Source organism: Mesorhizobium metallidurans STM 2683 (genome assembly GCF_000350085.1).
Classification (GTDB): Bacteria; Pseudomonadota; Alphaproteobacteria; order Rhizobiales; family Rhizobiaceae; genus Mesorhizobium; species Mesorhizobium metallidurans.
This window is the reverse complement of the sequence record NZ_CAUM01000150.1, coordinates 101,546-119,251: the sequence shown is the minus strand read 5'-3', so window position 1 is coordinate 119,251 and position 17,706 is coordinate 101,546. Positions and strand designations below refer to the sequence as shown.

Sequence of the window (17,706 nt, the reverse complement as noted above, 5' to 3'; positions counted from 1 at the left end):
GCGACTGCTGCCATCTGCTCCGCTGCGTTCTTGAGCGTCAACAGGGATCCTTAGCGCGGAGGTGTCAGCGACTGAGCAAACCCTTGGCCGCATCCTCGTCGGTGATCAGCACCGAGATCTTGGCGTTGGCCAATGCTGCCCGCATGACGGCGACCTTCTCCTGTCCGCCTGAAACCAGGATGATGTTGGGAATGTCGGAGAGGTCCTGCAGCGGATAGGCGCAGACCCGGCGATTGACCTCATGGTCGACCGGGCGGCCTTCGGCATCGATGAAATGGCACAATATGTCGCCGACCGCTCCCGCTGCCTGCAGTTCCTCGAGCTCGCTCGGCTTGATGAAGCCGTAGTTGGCGATCGGACTGTCGTTGGAGAACGAGCCGACGCTGAGCACGGCGATGTTCGCCCTGCGCGCGCGGAAGACGACATCCTGGACGCTGCGCTGGCTCATGAAGGCGTCGCGCTGTTCCGGCCTGTCGGCATAGACCGGCACCGGCAGCAGGAAGCATTCGGCGCCGATCTTCTCGGCGAATTCCCAGGCGCTTTCAGTCGGATTGAGCGGCTGCGCATGGGTGAGGCCGCCAAGCATGGAGACTACCGTGGTTCTGGCGATCGGCCGGCGCGGCAGTTCCTTGATGGCGAATTTCAGCGTGCGGCCCCAGCCCAGCGCAATGACGTCGCCGGGGTTCACATTGTCGGCCAGGTAGGCGGCCGCGGCGTGGCCGATCATCAGCGGTGCGTTGCTCCTGTCGGCTGCTGACGGGACGACGACGGCCTGGCTGAGGCCGAAGCGCTGCTTCAGGCTCTCTTCCAGTTGCACGCATTCGACGACGCTGTCGCGGATGCGGAACTGGACGATGCCCTCCTCGCGGGCGGCGGAGAGGATGCGATGCACCTTGATGCGGCCGACGCCGAGGATCTCGGAAATCCTCTCCTGCGTCAGGCCCTCGACATAATAGTGCCAGGCGGCACGGGCCTTGAGCTCGGCATCCGGAAAGCGCGAGGCCTTTTCGTTCTCGATCACCGCCATCCTCGCGTCCTCCCACGGCTGTACACAGCCGTCTTAACTTGTCCCGGCCGCTGTCCCCGTGACCAGGAAACGTGCGAACCGGGGAACCCGATTCCGGCGAGGCATCATGCCTTTGACTTCCGTGGAGGGCAAACCGCCTTGCGGCGCAACCGCCGCAGAATGGCGCAACGGCCCTTGACAATTTTCTAATGAACAGTTTAGCTGAACAAAATTGCATATCAAAGATAAATTGTTCACAAGGGAGGCGCCTGGTGAGCAAAAGCGGACGGCGGGCCATAGCCGCGTCGCTGACGGGAGGAGACGAAGTGGCTGTGAGCAACGATGCGAGCGATTTGAAAGCCGGCGCACAGGCCGCGACCGGCGCGAAGCTTTCGGCGCTGTTCGCCGGAACCATGGGACCGCTGATCGGCCTGGTGCTGCTTTGCCTGGCGCTGACGCTGACCACCGACACCTTCCTGACGGTACGCAACATCCTCAATGTGCTCGACCAGATCACCGTGCTCGGCATCATGGCGATCGGCATGACGCTGGTCATCCTGATCGGCGGCATCGACCTCTCCGTCGGTTCCGTGCTGGCGCTCGCCGCCATGGTAATGGGTTTTGTCGCCCATCCGGACTATCTCAATCTCGGCATGCCCGCGGGCATCGTCGCGGCACTTGTCGTCGCCGGTCTTTGCGGGCTGGTCTCCGGCTTGCTGGTGACGGTGACGAAACTACCGCCCTTCATCGCTACGCTGGCCATGATGTCGGTGGCGCGCGGCCTCGGCAATATGATCACCGACGGCTCGCAGATCGTCGGCTTTCCCGACTGGTTCACCAGCCTGTCGATCACCCGTCATTTCGGTTTCCTGTCGGTCACCGTTGGGCTGATGATCGTGCTGGCGATCATCTTCGCCATCTTCCTCAACTATCGCGCCACCGGCCGCAGCCTTTATGCGATCGGCGGCAGCGCCGAGGTCGCGCGGCTCTCCGGCATTCCGGTCAAATCGCTGACCAACTGGGTTTACGCGATCTGCGGCGTGCTCGCCGGGCTTGCCGGCATCGTGCTGGCGGCACGGCTCGATTCCGTGCAGCCGAGCTCCGGCCTCGGCTATGAACTCGACACGATCGCGGCGGTGGTGATCGGCGGCGCCAGCCTCTCGGGCGGCGTCGGCTCGATCGGCGGCACCGCCGTCGGCGTGCTCATCATCGGCGTGCTGCGCAACGGGCTCAACCTGCTCGGCGTCTCGCCCTTCATCCAGCAGGTGGTGATCGGCGTGGTGATCGCGCTGGCGGTCGCCACCGACACCTGGCGGCGTCGAGCGCAATGAAGATCGGGGCGCAATGAAGATCGGGGCGCAATGAAGAGTGGGGCGCAATGAATTCGCCTGGGATGTCCGGGCGGAAACGGATCGGTCGATCCGAAACTGGGAATGTTCAGCCAAGGGGCGCCGCGGGGCGCAGGCGGGACAGATTGAACATCAACGGAGGAAAAACATGCTGACCAAACGTTCATTGCTGCTTGCCGCCGCGGCCGTCATTCCGCTGCTCGGTCTCACCGACATGGCTTCGGCCAAGGAGGCCAAGAAGCTCGGCCTTGCGGTGGCCAATCTGCAAGCCGATTTCTTCAACCAGATCAAGCAGTCCGTCGAAGCCTATGGCAAGGAGAAGGGCATCGAAGTCGTCACCGTCGACGCCAAGGGCGATTCGGCGACGCAGGTCAGCCAGGTGCAGGATCTGATCACGCAGAACATCGACGCACTGATCTACATTCCGGCCGGCGCCACCGCCGCCACCGTTCCGACCAAGACCGCCAAGGCTGCCGGCATTCCGGTCGTCAATGTCGACCGCAACGCCGACGGCGCACCGGGCGACACCTTCATCGCCACCAACAGCGTCGCGTCCGCCAAGGCCGTGTGCGACTACATAGCCAAGCAGGCCGGCGGCAAGGGCGAGCTGATCATCATCCACGGCCAGAAGGGCACGACGCCGGAAGTCGACCGTTCGAAGGGCTGCAGCGAAGCGCTGACCGCCTATCCCGATATCAAGGTGGTCGGCGAACTGTGGAGCGAAGGCTGGCACCAGGACGAAGGCTTCAAGCTGACCCAGGACTTGCTGCAGGCGAATCCCGATGTCTCGATCGTCATCGGCCAGGCCGATGCGCTGGCGCTGGGTGCGGCGCAGGCGGTCAAGGTCGCCAATCCCGGCCACAAGGTCTGGGTTGCCGGTTTCGACGGCGACGTGGCGGCACTCAAGGCGCTCAAGGACGGCGTCTTCGACGTCACCGCGACGCAGCAGACGCAAGGCATGGGCCGGCTTGCCGTCGATGCGGCGATCAAGCTGGTGGCCGGCGAAACCATTCCCGCCGAACAGCTGCAGGACGCGACGCTGACCACCAAGGACAATGTCGAGCAGTTCATCGCCAAGCATCCCTAAGGCCTGGCATATTTGAAAGTTGACGAGCGGAACGATGTCTCCTGATCCTCGCCAAACAGAGAGCCCGCACAACGGGCTCTTCGTCAGCGGCCTCTGCAAGAGCTATGGACCGGTCCAGGTCCTCGCCGATGCAAGCTTCGAGGTGCGGCCGGGCGAGGTCGTGGCGCTGCTCGGCGAGAACGGCGCCGGCAAGTCGACCGTCTCGAACATCATCGCCGGCTCGACCAAGCCCGATGCCGGCGCCATCACCTGGCGGGGGAAACCTTATTCCCCCGCCTCCCCCGCCGCGGCCATCGATGCCGGCGTCGGCATGATCCATCAGGAACTGAAGCTGCTGCCGGATCTTTCGGTGGCCGAGAATGTCTATGTCGGGCGCCTGCCGATGCGCGGCGGCCGCATCGACCGCGCGGCGATGAATGCGCAGGCATCGGCGCAGTTGAAGCGCCTCGGCCTCGACGTCTCGCCGGAGCGCAAGGTGCGCACGCTGCGCATCGCCGCCCAGCAGCAGGTCGAGATCGCCAAGGCTCTGACGCTGAATGCCGAGCTGCTGATCTTCGACGAACCGACGGCCGCCCTTGGCGGCGAGGAAACGGAACTGCTGTTCAAGCAGATCCGCAAGCTCAAGGCGGAAGGCATGTCCTTCATCTATATCAGCCACCGGCTGGACGAGATCGCCGAGATCGCTGACCGTGTCGTGGTGATGCGCGACGGGCGCATCGTCGCCCGCCACGAGCGCGCCGACATCCCGGTGCGCACCGTGGTCGAGCAGATGGTCGGCCGTTCGGTCGAGCGGATGTTTCCGCAACTGTCGCCGCCGGGCGACCAGACGCTGCTTGAGGTCGAGAACCTGTCCTCGCCGGAGCGCAGCTTCAACAATGTCAGCTTTTCGGTGCGAGCCGGCGAAATCCTTGGCATTGCCGGATTGATCGGCGCCGGACGCACCGAACTGGTGCGGGCGATCGCCGGAGCCGATCCGATCTCGTCGGGCTCGGTGCGCGTCGCCGGCAAGCCGGTGCATCTCAATGGCCCGGCGGCGGCGATCAAGGCGGGCGTTGTGCTGGTGCCGGAAGACCGCAAGGCGCAAGGCGTGGTGCTCGACCAGACCATCGGCGAGAATCTGGCGTTCGGCAATTTCGACCATGTCGCGCCGAAGGGTTGGGTGTTTCCAAAGGCGGTGCAGAAATTCGCCGAGGCCGGCATCTCCAGGCTCGGCGTCAAGGGCAAGCCGAACCAGGCGGTGAGCAAGCTTTCCGGCGGCAACCAGCAGAAGGTGATCATCGCCAAATGGGTGCCGCGGCCACCCAAGGTGTTCATCCTCGACGAGCCGACACGCGGCATCGATGTCGGCGCGCGTGCGGCGATCTACGATGTGATCGCCGACCTTGCCCGTTCCGGCATGGCGGTGGTGGTGGTGAGCTCCGACCTCGAGGAGGTGCTCGGCCTGTCGCATCGCGTGCTGGTGCTGAGCCGCGGCCGCCAGCGCGGCATCCTCGACCGCAGCGAAGCCAGCAATGTCGCGGTGATGGAGCTCGCGACGAGCTGAGGTACGGCAAGGAATCGGAACAAAGCGCAGCAGGTGATACCCTCCCAGGCACCGGACCGCGCGGGGCGCCAGCAGAACTGGCGCTCCTTCATTTCAGAGGACGGCGGTTGGAGCAGAGGAACCGACGATGACATTATTCGATCTTCATGAAGAGGTGGCGCTGGTAACCGGCGCCGGCAGCGGCATCGGCCAGGCGATCGCCATCGGGCTTGCCGAAGCCGGCGCCGACATCGCCTGCTTCGGCCACGCCTCCAAAGGCGGACTGGAAGAGACGGCGCAGAAGATCACGGCGCTTGGCCGCAAGGCGCTGGTGCTGACCGGGACGGTGACTTCCGAAAACGATCTGGCGGCGGCGGTCGAGCGCACGGAAAAGGAACTCGGCGCGCTGAGCATCGCCGTCAACAATGCCGGGATCGCCGGAGCTGAGCCGGCCGAGACGCTGTCGCATGAAAAGTGGCGGAAGCTCTACGACGTCAATGTCGGCGGCGTGTTCCTGTCCTGCCAGGCCGAGGCGCGAACCATGCTCAAACGGCGCAAGGGCTCGATCATCAACATCGCCTCTATGTCAGGCTCGATCGTCAATCGCGGCCTGACCCAGGCGCATTACAATTCGTCGAAGGCGGCCGTCATCCACATGTCGAAGAGCCTCGCCATGGAATGGGCCGATCGCGGCCTGCGCGTCAACGTGGTCAGCCCAGGCTACACGCTGACGCCGATGAACAGGCGGCCGGAGGTTGCCGAGCAGATCAAGATCTTCGAGCGCGACACGCCGATGGGACGCATGGCGACGCCGGAGGAGATGGTCGGCCCGACCGTGTTCCTGGCCAGCCGTGCTTCGAGTTTCGTCACCGGCATCGACCTGATCGTCGATGGCGGCTTTGTCTGCTGGTAGGAGAACAGGAAAGTGCAGAAGCGGTTTCAAGGGAAGACGGCGGTCATCACGGGCGCCAGCGGCGGCATCGGCGCCGCCATGGCCAGGCGCTTCGCTGCGGAGGGTGCCGCCGTCGTCGTCAGTGCCATCGACCCGCGTGTCGATGAGGTCGCCGCCGGCCTGAAGGCGGAAGGCGCCAAGGTGGCGTCGCTGCGGATGGACGTGACCAGGAAGGAGGAGGTCGCCGCGCTCTACGATCTCGCCGAGCAGCAGTTCGGCCGCGTCGACATCTCGGTGCAGAATGCCGGCGTCATCACCATCGCCAGGATCGAGGCGATGACCGAGGCCGAATGGGACAAGGTGATGGCGGTCAACACCAAGGGCGTGTTCCTGTGCTGCCAGGAGGCAATCGCGCGCATGCGCAAGCATGGCGGGGGCGGACGCCTGATCAACACCGCTTCCGGCCAGGCGCGGCAGGGTTTCATCTATACGCCGCACTACGCAGCGTCGAAATTCGGCGTCGTCGGCATCACCCAGAGCCTCGCCAAGGAAGTGGCCAAGGAGAAGATCACCGTCAACGCGATTTGCCCCGGCATCATCGACACCGACATGTGGGCCTACAACGACGCCGCCTGGGGCAAGCTGATGGGCGACTACAAGCCCGGCGAACTGATGGCCGAATGGGTCGAGAACATCCCGATGGGCCGCGCCGGCAGCGGCGAAGACGTTTCCGGCCTGGTTAGCTTCCTGGCCAGCGACGACGCGGCCTACATCACCGGCCAGACCATCAATGTCGATGGCGGACTGATCATGTCGTGAGGATGGCCGAACGGCAGCATCCCGTTCGAATTGCACGATGTTCCTTGCTGGAGCGTCGGATTATCCGAAAAACCGCTTCACACTTTTCGGTCCGATGCTCTGATAGCAATATGCGTTGCGTGACATGAACGTTGGTATATATAATTTCATCTCATGAAAGGCCTCGGCCAGCCGGCGATTGTCCGACCGGCAGCCGAGATCATGGGACCTTGATGGCTCGCAGGTTTCGGAGCACCGCACGACCAACGATCGATCCGCGGACGACTGCTTACGCAGCACCCCACCTGATGCCATGACGCGGCCCGTCCCCGCACGACATCCTGATCAGATTTGGCGTCACCCTTCCGCGCCGGCATCGGCGGCGATAGCATTGTGGCGTCAAGGCCTTGCGCAGCGACCAGCTTTTCCAACACAATCAGAAAAAGACGCGAAAAGGGAACGAATCTTCACCAGAGCTTGACAGGAGAACAAGCATGTCACTTCGGAGCATGATTTCCAAAGCATCAATGGGAGCCTTCGTGCTTGCCGCGGCAAGCACACTGACGCCGGCGGCGCAAGCGGCCGCACCAGAATCCAACGACCCGATCAAGATCGCGTTGTTCGACTGGACCAGCGTCAATCTGAACGCCAAGATCCTCGGCGGCATCCTTGAAAAGCTCGGCTACACGGTCGAGTACCCGACCGCCGACTATCTCTCCAGCCTGACCACCGGCCTCACCAATGGCGACCTCGATGTCGGCATGGAGTTCTGGGACACGACCGCCGGCGAAGCCATGAAGGCCTCCGATGCGACCGGGCAGACCGAACGGCTCGGCAAACTTGGGCCCAAGGCCAAGGAAGAATGGTGGTTTCCCGAATATATGAAGGAGAAATGCCCCGGACTGCCCAATTGGGAAGCGCTGAAGGATCCCAAATGCGCTGAAGCGTTCTCGACGGCCGAGACGGCGCCGAAGGGCCGTTATCTCGGCGGCCCAGTAACCTGGGAAGGCTTCGACGACGAACGCGTCGAGGCGCTGAAACTGCCCTTCACCGTCATCCATGCCGGCACCGACGCGGCGATGTTCGCGGAACTCGATTCCGCCTATCAGCGCAAGGCGCCGATCATGCTTTGGGTCTATTCGCCACACTGGGCGCCAGCCAAATACAAGGGCGAATGGATCGAATTCCCCGAATATACGCCGGAATGCTACAGCGACCCGAAATGGGGCACGAACCCCGACGCCAAATACGACTGCGGCAAGCCGCATGGCGAGATATGGAAATATTCCTGGGCCGGCATGAAGGACAAATGGCCGGTCGCCTACAAGGTGGCGAAGGCCTACACGGTCGACACCGACGAGCTTAACAAGATGAGTGGCGACATCGATCTCGGCGGCAAGACGCCGGAGGAGGTTGCCGCTGCCTGGATAGCCGCCCACGAGGCCGATTGGAAAGCCTGGGCGCAGTGATCGTTCGACTGGAGAGGTGAGACCCGGCTGTTGACCAGCCGGGCCTCAATTCTTGATGTTCCAGAAGGACGATTGGATGACGGACAAGGCTGAACAGGGGTCAAAGGTGGCGGGCACGCCGAAGGGGCCGATAAAACTCGCCTGCCGCAATGTCTGGAAGCTGTTCGGATCGAACGCGGCGCATTTCATCCGCCAGCGCGACGGCAAGGCCAGCATGGCGGAGGTCGCTGCGGCCGGACTGGTCGGCGCGGTGCGCGCCGTCGACCTCGAAATCCGCCAAGGTGAGATCTTTATCATCATGGGGCTTTCGGGATCGGGCAAGTCGACGCTGGTGCGCTGCATGTCGCGGCTGGTCGAGCCGACGCATGGCAAGGTCGAGTTCGAGGGCAAGGATCTGCTCAAGATATCCGATGCCGCGCTGATCGAACTCAGACGCCATCGCATGGGCATGGTGTTCCAGAATTTTGCCCTGCTGCCGCATCTCAACGTGCTGGAGAACATCGCCTTTCCGCTCGGCATCCAGGGGCAGGACCGGCCGACGCGCGAGGCGCGCGCGCGCGAAGTGATCGAACTTGTGGGCTTAGGCGGCCGCGAGCATTTCTATCCGCGCGAACTGTCCGGCGGCCAGCAGCAGCGCGTCGGCATCGCCCGCAGCCTCGCCACCAAGCCGGAAGTCTGGTTCCTCGACGAGCCGTTCTCGGCGCTCGATCCGCTGATCCGCCGCGAGATGCAGGATGAGCTGATGCGGCTGCAGACCATGCTGCACAAGACCATCGTCTTCATCACCCACGATTTCGACGAGGCCATCCGGCTGGCCGACCGCATCGCCATCATGAAGGACGGCGAGGTCATCCAGATCGGCACGCCGGAGGAGCTGGTGGTCAATCCGGCGACCGACTATGTCGCCGAATTCACCCGCGATGTCCACCGCGCCAAGGTGATCTCGGCAAGGAGCCTGATGCGCGCCTGCGATGGCTCAGAGCATGGCGGCACGGTGGCGCCGGACGCCAGAATATCGAGCTTCTCGGCTGATATCGTTGCCGCCGGCAAGCCGTTCGCCGTGGTCAACGGCACCGGCAAGCCGATCGGCGAAGTGACGCCGCAAGCGGTAATCGATCTTCTGGCCGGCATAGAGCGCCCGAGAGCCGGCGCATGACGGTGACCGCAAGCGCCAGCGCATCCAGGCCGCCGGTTCAACGCTGGCTGGCGATCTGGGCCTTGGCGCTTGCCGCCGTGCTGGTCGTCTTCCTGTTGCGGGATAGCATGGCATGGGCCGTCAACTATCCGGCCGAGGCGGTCGTCCCGGTTGCCGACTGGGTCAGCGCGCTGATGCGCTGGATAAAGTCGAACTTCTCCTGGCTGACCCGTTCGATCACCGCCGTGCTCGGCGTGCCGCTCGATTTCGCGCTCAATCTTCTGGCCAAGAATTTCAAGATCGGCCACGGCGCCGACGCCTTCACCCTGCCCCGCCTGTCCTGGGTCGGGATTTGCGCTGCTGCCTTCCTCGCAGGTAATGCAGCCGGCGGCCGAAAACTCGGCGCGCTGGTCGGCGGCTGCTTCCTCTACATCGCGCTGTTCGGCCAATGGACCAGCGCCATGCTGACGCTCGGGCTGATCTCGATCGCGGTGCCGTTCTGCATCGTCACCGGCCTGTTCGTCGGCATCTGGGCATGGCGCAAGCCATGGGCCGAGAGGCTCATCGTCTCCCCTGCCCTCGACCTGATGCAGACGATCCCGACCTTCGCCTACCTGATCCCGATGCTGCTTCTGTTCGGTAACAGCCCGGTCTCGGCGATGATCGCGACGGCGATTTTCGCGACGCCGCCGATGGTGCGGGCGACGATGCTCGGCCTGTCCAGGGTGCCGTCCGAAATCGACGATTTCAGCGAGATGGCCGGCTGCACGGCGCGGCAGAAACTGTGGAAGGTGCTGTTGCCCTCGGCGCGGCCGACGCTGATGGTCGGCGTCAACCAGGTCATCATGCTGGCGCTGAACATGGTGATCATCGCCTCGATGATCGGCGCCGGCGGCCTCGGCTACGACGTGCTGCTGGCGCTCAGGGCGCTGAAGGTCGGCGAGGCGATGGAGGCCGGCCTGGCCATCGTCGCGCTGGCCATCGCGCTCGACCGGCTGAGCCAGGCCATCGCGCGCAACCACGCGCAGGGCCATGTCTATCAGGAGGTGAGCCCGAGCTTCTGGCGGCGCTACCCCAACCTGACGCTGGCAATCGCCATCCTCGCCATCACCACGCTGCTTGGCCTGTTCGTGCCGGCCTTCGCGGCGCTGCCGAAGGCGATGACCCTCACCACCGCGCCGCTTTGGAAGGCAGCGGTGAACTGGATCACGCTCAATTTCTTCGACACGATCGAAGCCTTCCGAGTGGCGCTCATCCTCAATGTGCTGAACCCGGTGCGCGCCTTCTGCGAAGGCTTTCCATGGCTGGGGGCAGTATTCCTGCTCGGCCTTGCCGGCTACCAGCTTTCAGGCCTGCGCCTCGCTGCTCTCGTCGCCGCGCTGACCGCCTTCTGCGCCGTTACCGGCCTTTGGGAAAAGACCATGGCGACGGTCTATCTCTGCGGCATTTCGGCCTTCATCGCTTGCCTGATCGGCATTCCCGTCGGGCTGATGGCGGCGCGCAGCGACCGCTTCGAGAAGATCGTGACGCCCATCATCGACACGCTGCAGGTGCTGCCGTCCTTCTGCTTCATCATTCCGGTGGTGATGCTGTTCAGGGTCGGCGACGTCACCGCGATGATCGCCACTGTCGCGTTCGCCGTGGTGCCGGCCATCCGCTACACCAATCTCGGCATCCGGCAGGTGCCGCCGGCGCTGATCGAGGCAGCCAAGGTCTCGGGCTGCACTCCGCGCCAAACTTTCTTTCGCGTGCAATTGCCGCTGGCGCTGCCTGAGATCATGCTCGGCGTCAACCAGACGATCCTGATGGCGCTGGCGATGATCATCATCTGCGCCATGGTCGGCACCCGCGATCTCGGCCAGGAGGTGTTCATCGCGCTGTCCAAGGCCGATTCCGGCCGCGGCATCGTCGCGGGCCTCGCCATCGCGTTCATCGGCATCGTCGCCGACCGGCTGTTCAACGCCTGGACGGCGAAGGCACGGGCAAGGCTGGGGTAGCTGGAAGCGCGACGGCTACTCCGCCGCAACCCCCTTCACTTCGAGATAGCTCTCCATCGAATCATCCATCGCCTGCAGCCAGGGAGTATGGTGCAGCGGCGCCATCGTGCCGGTCATCAGCGAGCGATAGGCGTGATCGCGGAAGCTCATAATGTCCTCCACCTTGTGATGCTCCCACTCCATGAAGGTCTGGTTGACTGCCTCGACATCGAAGCCGGGATAATCGGTCTGGTCCATCAATCCCTTGGTGTAGTCGCCCTGGAACCAGATCATCTGCTCGGCGTCTTCCAGCGTCTCCTCGCGCGCCCGCCATTTCGCGCCATGCGCCGCCATCGCCTCTGCCGAAGGCAGCTTGATGCGGCCCATGATGACGTCGCGGGCGAACCAGGCCTGCGCATCGAACATGTTGAAGGTGTAGAACTGGTCCTGCATGCCGATATAGGACAGCTGCGGGTTCTTCTCCCAGACGACGCCTTCGTAGATGCCGTCCGGCCACATGCGGTTGGCGGTCTTGAGCTTCAAATCGTCGGTGAGGAACGGGAAGGAATGGAGGTAGCCCGTGCACAGGATGATGGCGTCGACATCCCTGGTGGTGCCGTCCTTGAAATGCGCGGTCTTGCCGACGACCTTCTGCAGCAGCGGCACTTCCTTCCAATTCTCCGGCCATTTGAAGCCCATCGGCTTGGAGCGGTAGCTGGAGGTGATGGATTTGGCGCCGTATTTGTAGCATTGCGAGCCGATGTCCTCGGCCGAATAGGAGCGGCCGATGATCAATATGTCCTTGCCCTTGAATTCCATGGCGTCGCGGAAATCATGGCTGTGCAGGATGCGGCCGTTGAAGGTCGAGAAGCCTTCGAAATAGGGAACGTTGGGCACCGAGAAATGCCCGGAGGCGACGACGACATTGTCGAATTCCTCGGAATAGGTGACGTCGTTGGCGCGGTCGTGCGCGGTGACGGTGAACTTCTTCGTCTCATCCGAGAAAGTGACCATGCGCACCGGGCTGTTGAAGAGCACCCATTTGCGCACGCCTGACTTCTCGACGCGGCCCTTGATGTAGTCCCACAGCACGGCACGCGGCGGGTACGAGCCGATCGGCCGGCCGAAATGCTCCTCGAACGTGTAGTCGGCGAATTCCAGGCATTCCTTCGGCCCGTTCGACCAGAGGTAGCGGTACATCGAGCCGTGCACGGGGTCGCCATGTTCGTCGAGACCGGTGCGCCAGGTGTAGTTCCACAACCCGCCCCAGTCGGACTGCTTTTCGAAGCAGACCACTTCGGGAATATCGGCGCCCTTGTCGGCCGCAGATTTGAAGGCCCTGAGCTGCGCCAGACCGGACGGTCCGGCTCCGATGACGGCAACACGACTTTTCATTGCGGACCTCCCGTTCTGATTTCGACTTTTGTCTTGACGCAATTCCCAAGGGAAAGCGCTACGAGCTTTTCCCAGGAAAACCGTTTCACACTTTTCCTGGAATTGCTCTTACGAAACAAATTTCACTGACAGGGACAGTAATTGGCGCTCCCGTGCTGTCAACAGGCCTTGCGTCGAAACAGCGTTGCGCGATCGCAACTTTCGGGGAAAAGCGGCCACGGCCCAACAGCGGGAAAACCGGGCAATCCATCACGCAGGGGTTGTTGCAGCGGTTGCGCTATTGTATCGGCAACGAATATGTTCACCTTGAGTGAAATAAATCCACAGGTGCGGGGCGGCGACATGGCGAAAAAGTCTTCAGATTCCAGGCCTGGCATTGCCGCGGCCAAGGCCAAGCCATTGCCGAAGGCGGCCGACGGACGAACCATCCGCACACCACTCACCCAGAACCCGCACGCCATTCGCGACACCCGCGAAAAGGTGCTGGAAGTCGCGATCGGTCGCGAGGTGCGGGCGTTCCGCAAGAAGCTCGGCATCACTGTCGCCGATCTTGCGGTCGCCACCGACATTTCGCTCGGCATGCTGTCGAAGATCGAGAACGGCATCACCTCCCCGTCGCTGACCACGCTGCAGGCGCTGTCGCGGGCGCTCGGCGTTCCCGTCACCGCTTTCTTCCGCCGTTTCGAGGAGGAGCGAAGTGCTGTCTTCGTCAAAGCGGGCGAAGGGCTGGATGTCGAACGCCGCGGCACGCGCGCCGGCCACCAGTACAATCTGCTCGGCCATATCGGCTCCAACACCAGCGGCGTCGTCGTCGAACCCTACCTGATCACGCTGACCGAGGACTCGGATGTCTTCCCCACCTTCCAGCATGAGGGCATGGAATTCCTCTACATGCTCGAAGGCGAAGTGGTTTACCGCCACGGCAGCAACCTCTATCCGATGAAGCCCGGCGACAGCCTGTTCTTCGACGCCGACGCGCCGCATGGGCCGGAAGTGCTGACGGTCCTGCCGATGCGCTACCTCTCGATCATCTGCTATCCGCAGAACAGCGCGGGGTGAGCGCGGTCTGACGAAGGCCCCCTCACCCGGATTGCCAAGCGAATTGCAAGGGCAATTCGAGGCAATCCGACCTCTCCCCGAGGGGAGAGGAGATCTGCGTCGGTGCTCGCCTCTTCTCCCCAGCGGGGAGAAGGTGGCCGCGAAGCGGCCGGATGAGGGGGACTTTTTAGTCGGGCCCGAAACCCGGGCTCGTCGCACTCCCATCGTCGAGCTTCGACAGCCATTCGACCAACGTCGGGCGATAGCGGGTCAGGCCCTTGTAGGTGGCGAGCTCCTCGGGCAGGTCGCGGATGACGCGGTGCAGTCGCCGCGCCCATTTCGGCTGCGTTACCAGTTCGTCCATCTTGATCAGGTAGCAGCGGATCGGAAAGACGATGCCGTTCGAGCGCGGCAGGCGCCAGAAGCTTTGCAGCTCGACGCGCAGATGCACCTTGTCGCCGACATTCTCGGGCGTCACGGTCGTCCGGTCCGGTCCCCATTTGTGATAATTTTCCGGGCTGGTGTCGAGCCGCGGATTGATCGTCATCGTCCAGTTCAGCCGCCGCGCCGGCTTGCCCTGCTGGATGTTGGTGAGGAACTTCAGCGCCCGGATGAAAATCCCCTTCTCATGTGCCAGCGGCACCGGCGCGTGCCACTCGAAGAAGTTCATGCCGATGTCGAAATCGAGCGACCAGTCGGCCTGGGTGGTGACCATGCCGGCATCCATCCACAGATTGCCGTCGCGTTGGTCGAGGATGCAGAAATCGCCCTGGCTCTGCCTTGTGATGTATTCCATCGGCCCGTAGGGCAGCGTCGAGACATCGCCGAAGGTGAAGGTGTCGTCGATGCCAAGCGGCCGGTTGATCCAGCGCCAGTGGTCGCCCTCGCGCGTCAGCGTGAAATGCTCGGGATAGCCCAGCGCCTGCTGCTCCATCAGGAGTTCGAGCAGGTCCCAGCCGGCCAGCGTCATATGCGGCAGCGACTGGCAGCGCAGCGGATCCTCTGCCAGCACCAGAGCGCGGTCCTGCATCTCGGCGACATAGTGCTCGTCGACGTCGATCAGGTTTTCCAGCACGCTGCCCTTCGGCCCGACGACGTGCGGCTCGATGTTGACCGCATACATATAGCTGTCTTCGTGGAACGGAAATGGAAACCGCCTGATGTGCTCCGGGCTGTTCTTGAAGCTGAAGTCGTCGCGGAACGTTTCCTTGCGAAAGGTGATGCCCAAGCTCGCCTCCTATCTTTCCAGCACCAGCGACCGGCCTTCGAAGCGCGACACGCAAGGCATGATCTTGCAGCCGGACCGATGGTCTTCCTCGCTCAGCCAGTGATCATTGTGGATGAACTTGCCGTCATGCGAGATGACGTTGGTCTCGCACTGGCCGCAGACGCCGCCGCGGCAGAGATAAGGTGGATCGACGCCGGCCGCCTCGATCGCTTCGAGCAGGCTCTGTTGCTCGTCGACGCGGATCGTCTTGCCGGTGACGGCCAGCGTCACGTCGAAGGGAGCGCCGGGCTGCGGTGCCGCGAAATGCTCGAAATGCACGGTTTCCGACGGCCAGCCCAAGGCTGCGGCGCGGTCGCGCACCCAGCCGATCATACCGGACGGACCGCAGACATAGAGATGCGTGCCGAGCGGCTGCGACGAGAGCACCCGCTCGAGCTCGATGCGCTCGTCGCGGTCGTCGTGATAGAGCCTGACCCGGCGGTCGTAGCGCTCCCTCAGCGTATCGGCATAGGTGCCGAGCGAGGCGGTGCGGCAGGTGTAGTGCAGTTCGAAATTGCCGCCTTCGGCCGCCAATTGCGCGGTCTGCGCCATGAACGGGGTGATGCCGATGCCGCCGGCCAGCATCAGGTGTTTTTTGGCGCGTAAATCTAGCGAGAACAGATTGACCGGATAGCTGATCACCATTTCCAGGCCCGGCTTGACACTCCGGTGCATGAACAGCGAGCCGCCGCGGCCGACGTCGTCGCGCCGCACCGAGATCGTGTATTCGCTGGTATTGAGCGGTGAGCCCATCAGCGAATAGGGATTGAGCCTGGTGCGCTCGCCGTCGCGCATCTCGACCACGACATGGGCGCCGCCGGAAAATGTCGGCAACAGCTCGCCGTCACGCCGGCGGAAATGGAAGCGCGTCACCAGATCGTTGACCGGGACGACATCGCTGACCACGACATCAAGCTTGGTGGTGCCGGTGCTCATCGAAAGATCTCCTCCATGGGAGGAATTTCGCTGCGGTCCTCGGCGTTGATGCAGACGCCCTGGAACGCCGCAAGACGCCGCGAGTAGTGGTCGCGTACCAGAAGAAGCAGGCCACAATGCGAACAGGTGGCCGGCTGCGTGGTCACGTTTTCGGTGATGCCCTTGCAATGGACGCATTGCATGCGCCGCGCCAGCGAGCCGCGATGTTCGGTCTGCATCGAGGTGTGGTCGATGCCGGCTTCGAGTGCCGTCTGCATGGCCTGGCCGATCAGGCCTTCGGTGCCGGCGAGATAGAGGCGCAGCCCCATGTGCGCGTTGGCCAGTGTCTGTTTCAGCCGTGGCAAGGCACTGGCGAAGGAATAACCCTGGTAGAACTGCGCCGGCTTCAACGCTTCGAGCGTCGCGACATGCTTGCCGTCAGGACCGGGGATGAAGATGATGTGGGCATCGCCGAAAAAGCCTGCAGGCGCCTTGGCGGCCAAGTCCGTTATTGCGAGTGCCCCCTCGGCATCCGCGATGAAAAGATGGTGCTTGCCGGGCTGCGGAGACAAGGTTCCGTAAATGGGCCGGCTAATGATACTTTTGGCTGCCATTCTCTCTTTATGCCTCGAACCCCTCGCCGTTGACTATGCCTCAGCCTTTTGCCGTGCGCTTGGTCTTCTTCGGATCATCGAAGGGAAGCGGCTGCGCCGTGGCCTTGACGGCGCCGCTCTTGTTGCGGACCTCGAGCTTGGTGTCCTTGACGGCGCAGTCGACGTCGAGCCGGGCGATGCCCATCGATTTCTTGACCAGCGGCGAATACATGGCGCAGGTCACCACGCCAACCTTCTTGCCGTCGCGGTAGATCGGAGCGCCTTCATCGGCAGGCTTGTCGCCGTCCAGAAGAACGCCGAATATCTTGAAGCGCTCCCTGCCCTTGAGGCGATAGTGCTCCTCGGCGCCGCGGAAGCCGGTCTTGCCGGGGCTGACGGTGAAGTCGAGACCAAGCTCCCACAGCGTATCGCCGGGACCTTCATTCTCGAACGGATACTTTTGGGAGTTATCGTAGGGGTAGAACAGCAAATAACTTTCGACGCGCAGCATGTCGAGCGTGGTGAAGCGGCACGGAATGATGCCGGCGCTCTTGCCTTCGTCGAGGATCCTGTCCCAGATCGTGCCGGCGTCCTGGCCGCGGCAAAAGATCTCATAGCCGCGTTCGCCGGTGTAGCCGGTGCGCGAGATCATCACCGGAAAGCCGAAAAGCTGCGTCTGCAAGTGATGGAAATAGGGCAGATCGCGAATGCCCGGCACATGCTTCGAGAGATAGTCTACAGCGGTCGGACCCTGCAGCGACAGGTCATGCAGATTGTCGTCGAAGCGCAGCGAGACATCGCGCCCGACGGAAGCACGCTGCAATTCCTCGTGGCCGGTGCCCGAACCGTGCACGACCATCCACGAGTTCGGGCCGGTACGGTAGAGGATGCAGTCGTCGGTGAATTTTCCGGCCTCGTTCAGCATGCAGGCATAGGCCGACTTGCCGGGATAGATCTTTTCCACGTCGCGCGTCGTCGCCAAATCGATCAGGTGCGAGGCGTGCGGCCCGGTGATGTGCACCTTCTTCAGGCCGGAGACATCCATCAGGCCGGCCTTGGTGCGGATGGCGATGTATTCCTCGTCGGCGTCCTTGTCATAGGTCCAGGCGGTGCCCATGCCGCTCCAGTCTTCGAGCTTCGAGCCTAGCGCGCGGTGGCGATCCGCCAGGGTCGAAAATCTCCAGGATGCCGTCATCCGCTCGTCCTCCGTTTCGAAAATCTTTTGCTGTCCCCTGCTCTCTGCGCCGTGGCGAGAGCGTAGGCC

At 63.2% G+C, this 17,706-nt stretch carries 15 protein-coding genes; 9 read left to right on the top strand and 6 right to left on the bottom strand.

Annotated features, from left to right (window positions below):
* Window positions 1-64: 64 nt before the first annotated feature.
* Entirely contained in the window at window positions 65-1,027 is a 963-nt protein-coding gene (locus tag MESS2_RS27330) for a sugar-binding transcriptional regulator (RefSeq protein WP_008877835.1), read from the bottom strand.
* 332 nt (window positions 1,028-1,359) lie between these two features.
* On the opposite strand from MESS2_RS27330, the gene MESS2_RS27325 reads away from it, so the two are divergent.
* The 8 genes from MESS2_RS27325 (at window position 1,360) to MESS2_RS27290 (ending at window position 11,255) form a co-directional block, all read left to right on the top strand.
* Window positions 1,360-2,337: an ABC transporter permease gene (locus tag MESS2_RS27325; RefSeq protein WP_051069172.1), complete on the top strand. Its 978-nt coding sequence runs from the start codon at window positions 1,360-1,362 to the stop codon at window positions 2,335-2,337.
* A 166-nt stretch (window positions 2,338-2,503) separates the two neighbouring features.
* A complete protein-coding gene (locus tag MESS2_RS27320) occupies window positions 2,504-3,442 on the top strand; it encodes a sugar ABC transporter substrate-binding protein (protein WP_008877833.1) in 939 nt (312 codons plus the stop codon).
* Window positions 3,443-3,476: 34 nt separating this feature from the next.
* Window positions 3,477-4,985 (top strand): sugar ABC transporter ATP-binding protein, encoded by a 1,509-nt coding sequence (locus MESS2_RS27315; protein WP_008877832.1) that lies wholly within the window; start codon window positions 3,477-3,479, stop codon window positions 4,983-4,985.
* A 127-nt stretch (window positions 4,986-5,112) separates the two neighbouring features.
* Window positions 5,113-5,877 (top strand): SDR family oxidoreductase, encoded by a 765-nt coding sequence (locus MESS2_RS27310; protein ID WP_008877831.1) that lies wholly within the window; start codon window positions 5,113-5,115, stop codon window positions 5,875-5,877.
* Between the two features lie 12 nt (window positions 5,878-5,889).
* A complete protein-coding gene (locus tag MESS2_RS27305) occupies window positions 5,890-6,675 on the top strand; it encodes a glucose 1-dehydrogenase (RefSeq protein ID WP_008877830.1) in 786 nt (261 codons plus the stop codon).
* 473 nt (window positions 6,676-7,148) lie between these two features.
* Window positions 7,149-8,123 carry an ABC transporter substrate-binding protein gene (locus MESS2_RS27300; protein WP_008877828.1) on the top strand — a complete coding sequence of 325 codons (975 nt, stop codon included), beginning with the start codon at window positions 7,149-7,151 and terminating at the stop codon, window positions 8,121-8,123.
* Window positions 8,124-8,199: 76 nt separating this feature from the next.
* The gene (locus tag MESS2_RS27295; protein WP_008877827.1) at window positions 8,200-9,279 is read left to right on the top strand and encodes a quaternary amine ABC transporter ATP-binding protein; all 1,080 of its coding nucleotides are present in this window, start codon (window positions 8,200-8,202) and stop codon (window positions 9,277-9,279) included.
* The gene (locus MESS2_RS27290; RefSeq protein WP_008877826.1) at window positions 9,276-11,255 is read left to right on the top strand and encodes an ABC transporter permease; all 1,980 of its coding nucleotides are present in this window, start codon (window positions 9,276-9,278) and stop codon (window positions 11,253-11,255) included. Before MESS2_RS27295 ends, MESS2_RS27290 begins: the two co-directional genes overlap by 4 nt.
* A gap of 15 nt (window positions 11,256-11,270) precedes the next feature.
* Here MESS2_RS27290 and MESS2_RS27285 read toward each other — a convergent pair whose 3' ends face one another.
* Window positions 11,271-12,629 carry an NAD(P)-binding domain-containing protein gene (locus tag MESS2_RS27285; protein ID WP_008877825.1) on the bottom strand — a complete coding sequence of 453 codons (1,359 nt, stop codon included), beginning with the start codon at window positions 12,627-12,629 and terminating at the stop codon, window positions 11,271-11,273.
* A gap of 342 nt (window positions 12,630-12,971) precedes the next feature.
* On the opposite strand from MESS2_RS27285, the gene MESS2_RS27280 reads away from it, so the two are divergent.
* A complete protein-coding gene (locus tag MESS2_RS27280; RefSeq protein WP_040594143.1) occupies window positions 12,972-13,688 on the top strand; it encodes a helix-turn-helix domain-containing protein in 717 nt (238 codons plus the stop codon).
* A gap of 166 nt (window positions 13,689-13,854) precedes the next feature.
* On the opposite strand, the gene MESS2_RS27275 is transcribed toward MESS2_RS27280, so the two are convergent.
* From MESS2_RS27275 to MESS2_RS27260, 4 genes are read right to left on the bottom strand one after another with little or no spacing between them, the layout of a single operon-like run.
* On the bottom strand, window positions 13,855-14,895 hold the full coding sequence (locus MESS2_RS27275; protein WP_008877822.1) for a heme-dependent oxidative N-demethylase family protein: 1,041 nt from the start codon (window positions 14,893-14,895) through the stop codon (window positions 13,855-13,857).
* 9 nt (window positions 14,896-14,904) lie between these two features.
* Window positions 14,905-15,870, bottom strand: a complete 966-nt coding sequence (locus MESS2_RS27270; protein WP_008877821.1) for a PDR/VanB family oxidoreductase — start codon at window positions 15,868-15,870, stop codon at window positions 14,905-14,907.
* Window positions 15,867-16,463, bottom strand: coding sequence for a dimethylamine monooxygenase subunit DmmA family protein (locus MESS2_RS27265; protein WP_008877820.1), 597 nt, complete (start codon window positions 16,461-16,463; stop codon window positions 15,867-15,869). Before MESS2_RS27265 ends, MESS2_RS27270 begins: the two co-directional genes overlap by 4 nt.
* A gap of 40 nt (window positions 16,464-16,503) precedes the next feature.
* Entirely contained in the window at window positions 16,504-17,637 is a 1,134-nt protein-coding gene (locus MESS2_RS27260; RefSeq protein WP_008877819.1) for an aminomethyl transferase family protein, read from the bottom strand.
* Window positions 17,638-17,706 lie beyond the last annotated feature (69 nt).

What these genes read in the sequence shown, in the direction of transcription:
- MESS2_RS27260 (WP_008877819.1), bottom strand. Translation starts at nt 17,637, where the DNA reads ATGACGGCATCCTGGAGATTTTCGACCCTGGCGGATCGCCACCGCGCG.
- MESS2_RS27315 (WP_008877832.1), top strand. Translation starts at nt 3,477, where the DNA reads ATGTCTCCTGATCCTCGCCAAACAGAGAGCCCGCACAACGGGCTCTTC.
- MESS2_RS27310 (WP_008877831.1), top strand. Translation starts at nt 5,113, where the DNA reads ATGACATTATTCGATCTTCATGAAGAGGTGGCGCTGGTAACCGGCGCC.
- MESS2_RS27265 (WP_008877820.1), bottom strand. Translation starts at nt 16,463, where the DNA reads ATGGCAGCCAAAAGTATCATTAGCCGGCCCATTTACGGAACCTTGTCT.
- MESS2_RS27320 (WP_008877833.1), top strand. Translation starts at nt 2,504, where the DNA reads ATGCTGACCAAACGTTCATTGCTGCTTGCCGCCGCGGCCGTCATTCCG.
- MESS2_RS27300 (WP_008877828.1), top strand. Translation starts at nt 7,149, where the DNA reads ATGTCACTTCGGAGCATGATTTCCAAAGCATCAATGGGAGCCTTCGTG.
- MESS2_RS27290 (WP_008877826.1), top strand. Translation starts at nt 9,276, where the DNA reads ATGACGGTGACCGCAAGCGCCAGCGCATCCAGGCCGCCGGTTCAACGC.
- MESS2_RS27280 (WP_040594143.1), top strand. Translation starts at nt 12,972, where the DNA reads ATGGCGAAAAAGTCTTCAGATTCCAGGCCTGGCATTGCCGCGGCCAAG.
- MESS2_RS27270 (WP_008877821.1), bottom strand. Translation starts at nt 15,870, where the DNA reads ATGAGCACCGGCACCACCAAGCTTGATGTCGTGGTCAGCGATGTCGTC.
- MESS2_RS27285 (WP_008877825.1), bottom strand. Translation starts at nt 12,629, where the DNA reads ATGAAAAGTCGTGTTGCCGTCATCGGAGCCGGACCGTCCGGTCTGGCG.
- MESS2_RS27330 (WP_008877835.1), bottom strand. Translation starts at nt 1,027, where the DNA reads ATGGCGGTGATCGAGAACGAAAAGGCCTCGCGCTTTCCGGATGCCGAG.
- MESS2_RS27295 (WP_008877827.1), top strand. Translation starts at nt 8,200, where the DNA reads ATGACGGACAAGGCTGAACAGGGGTCAAAGGTGGCGGGCACGCCGAAG.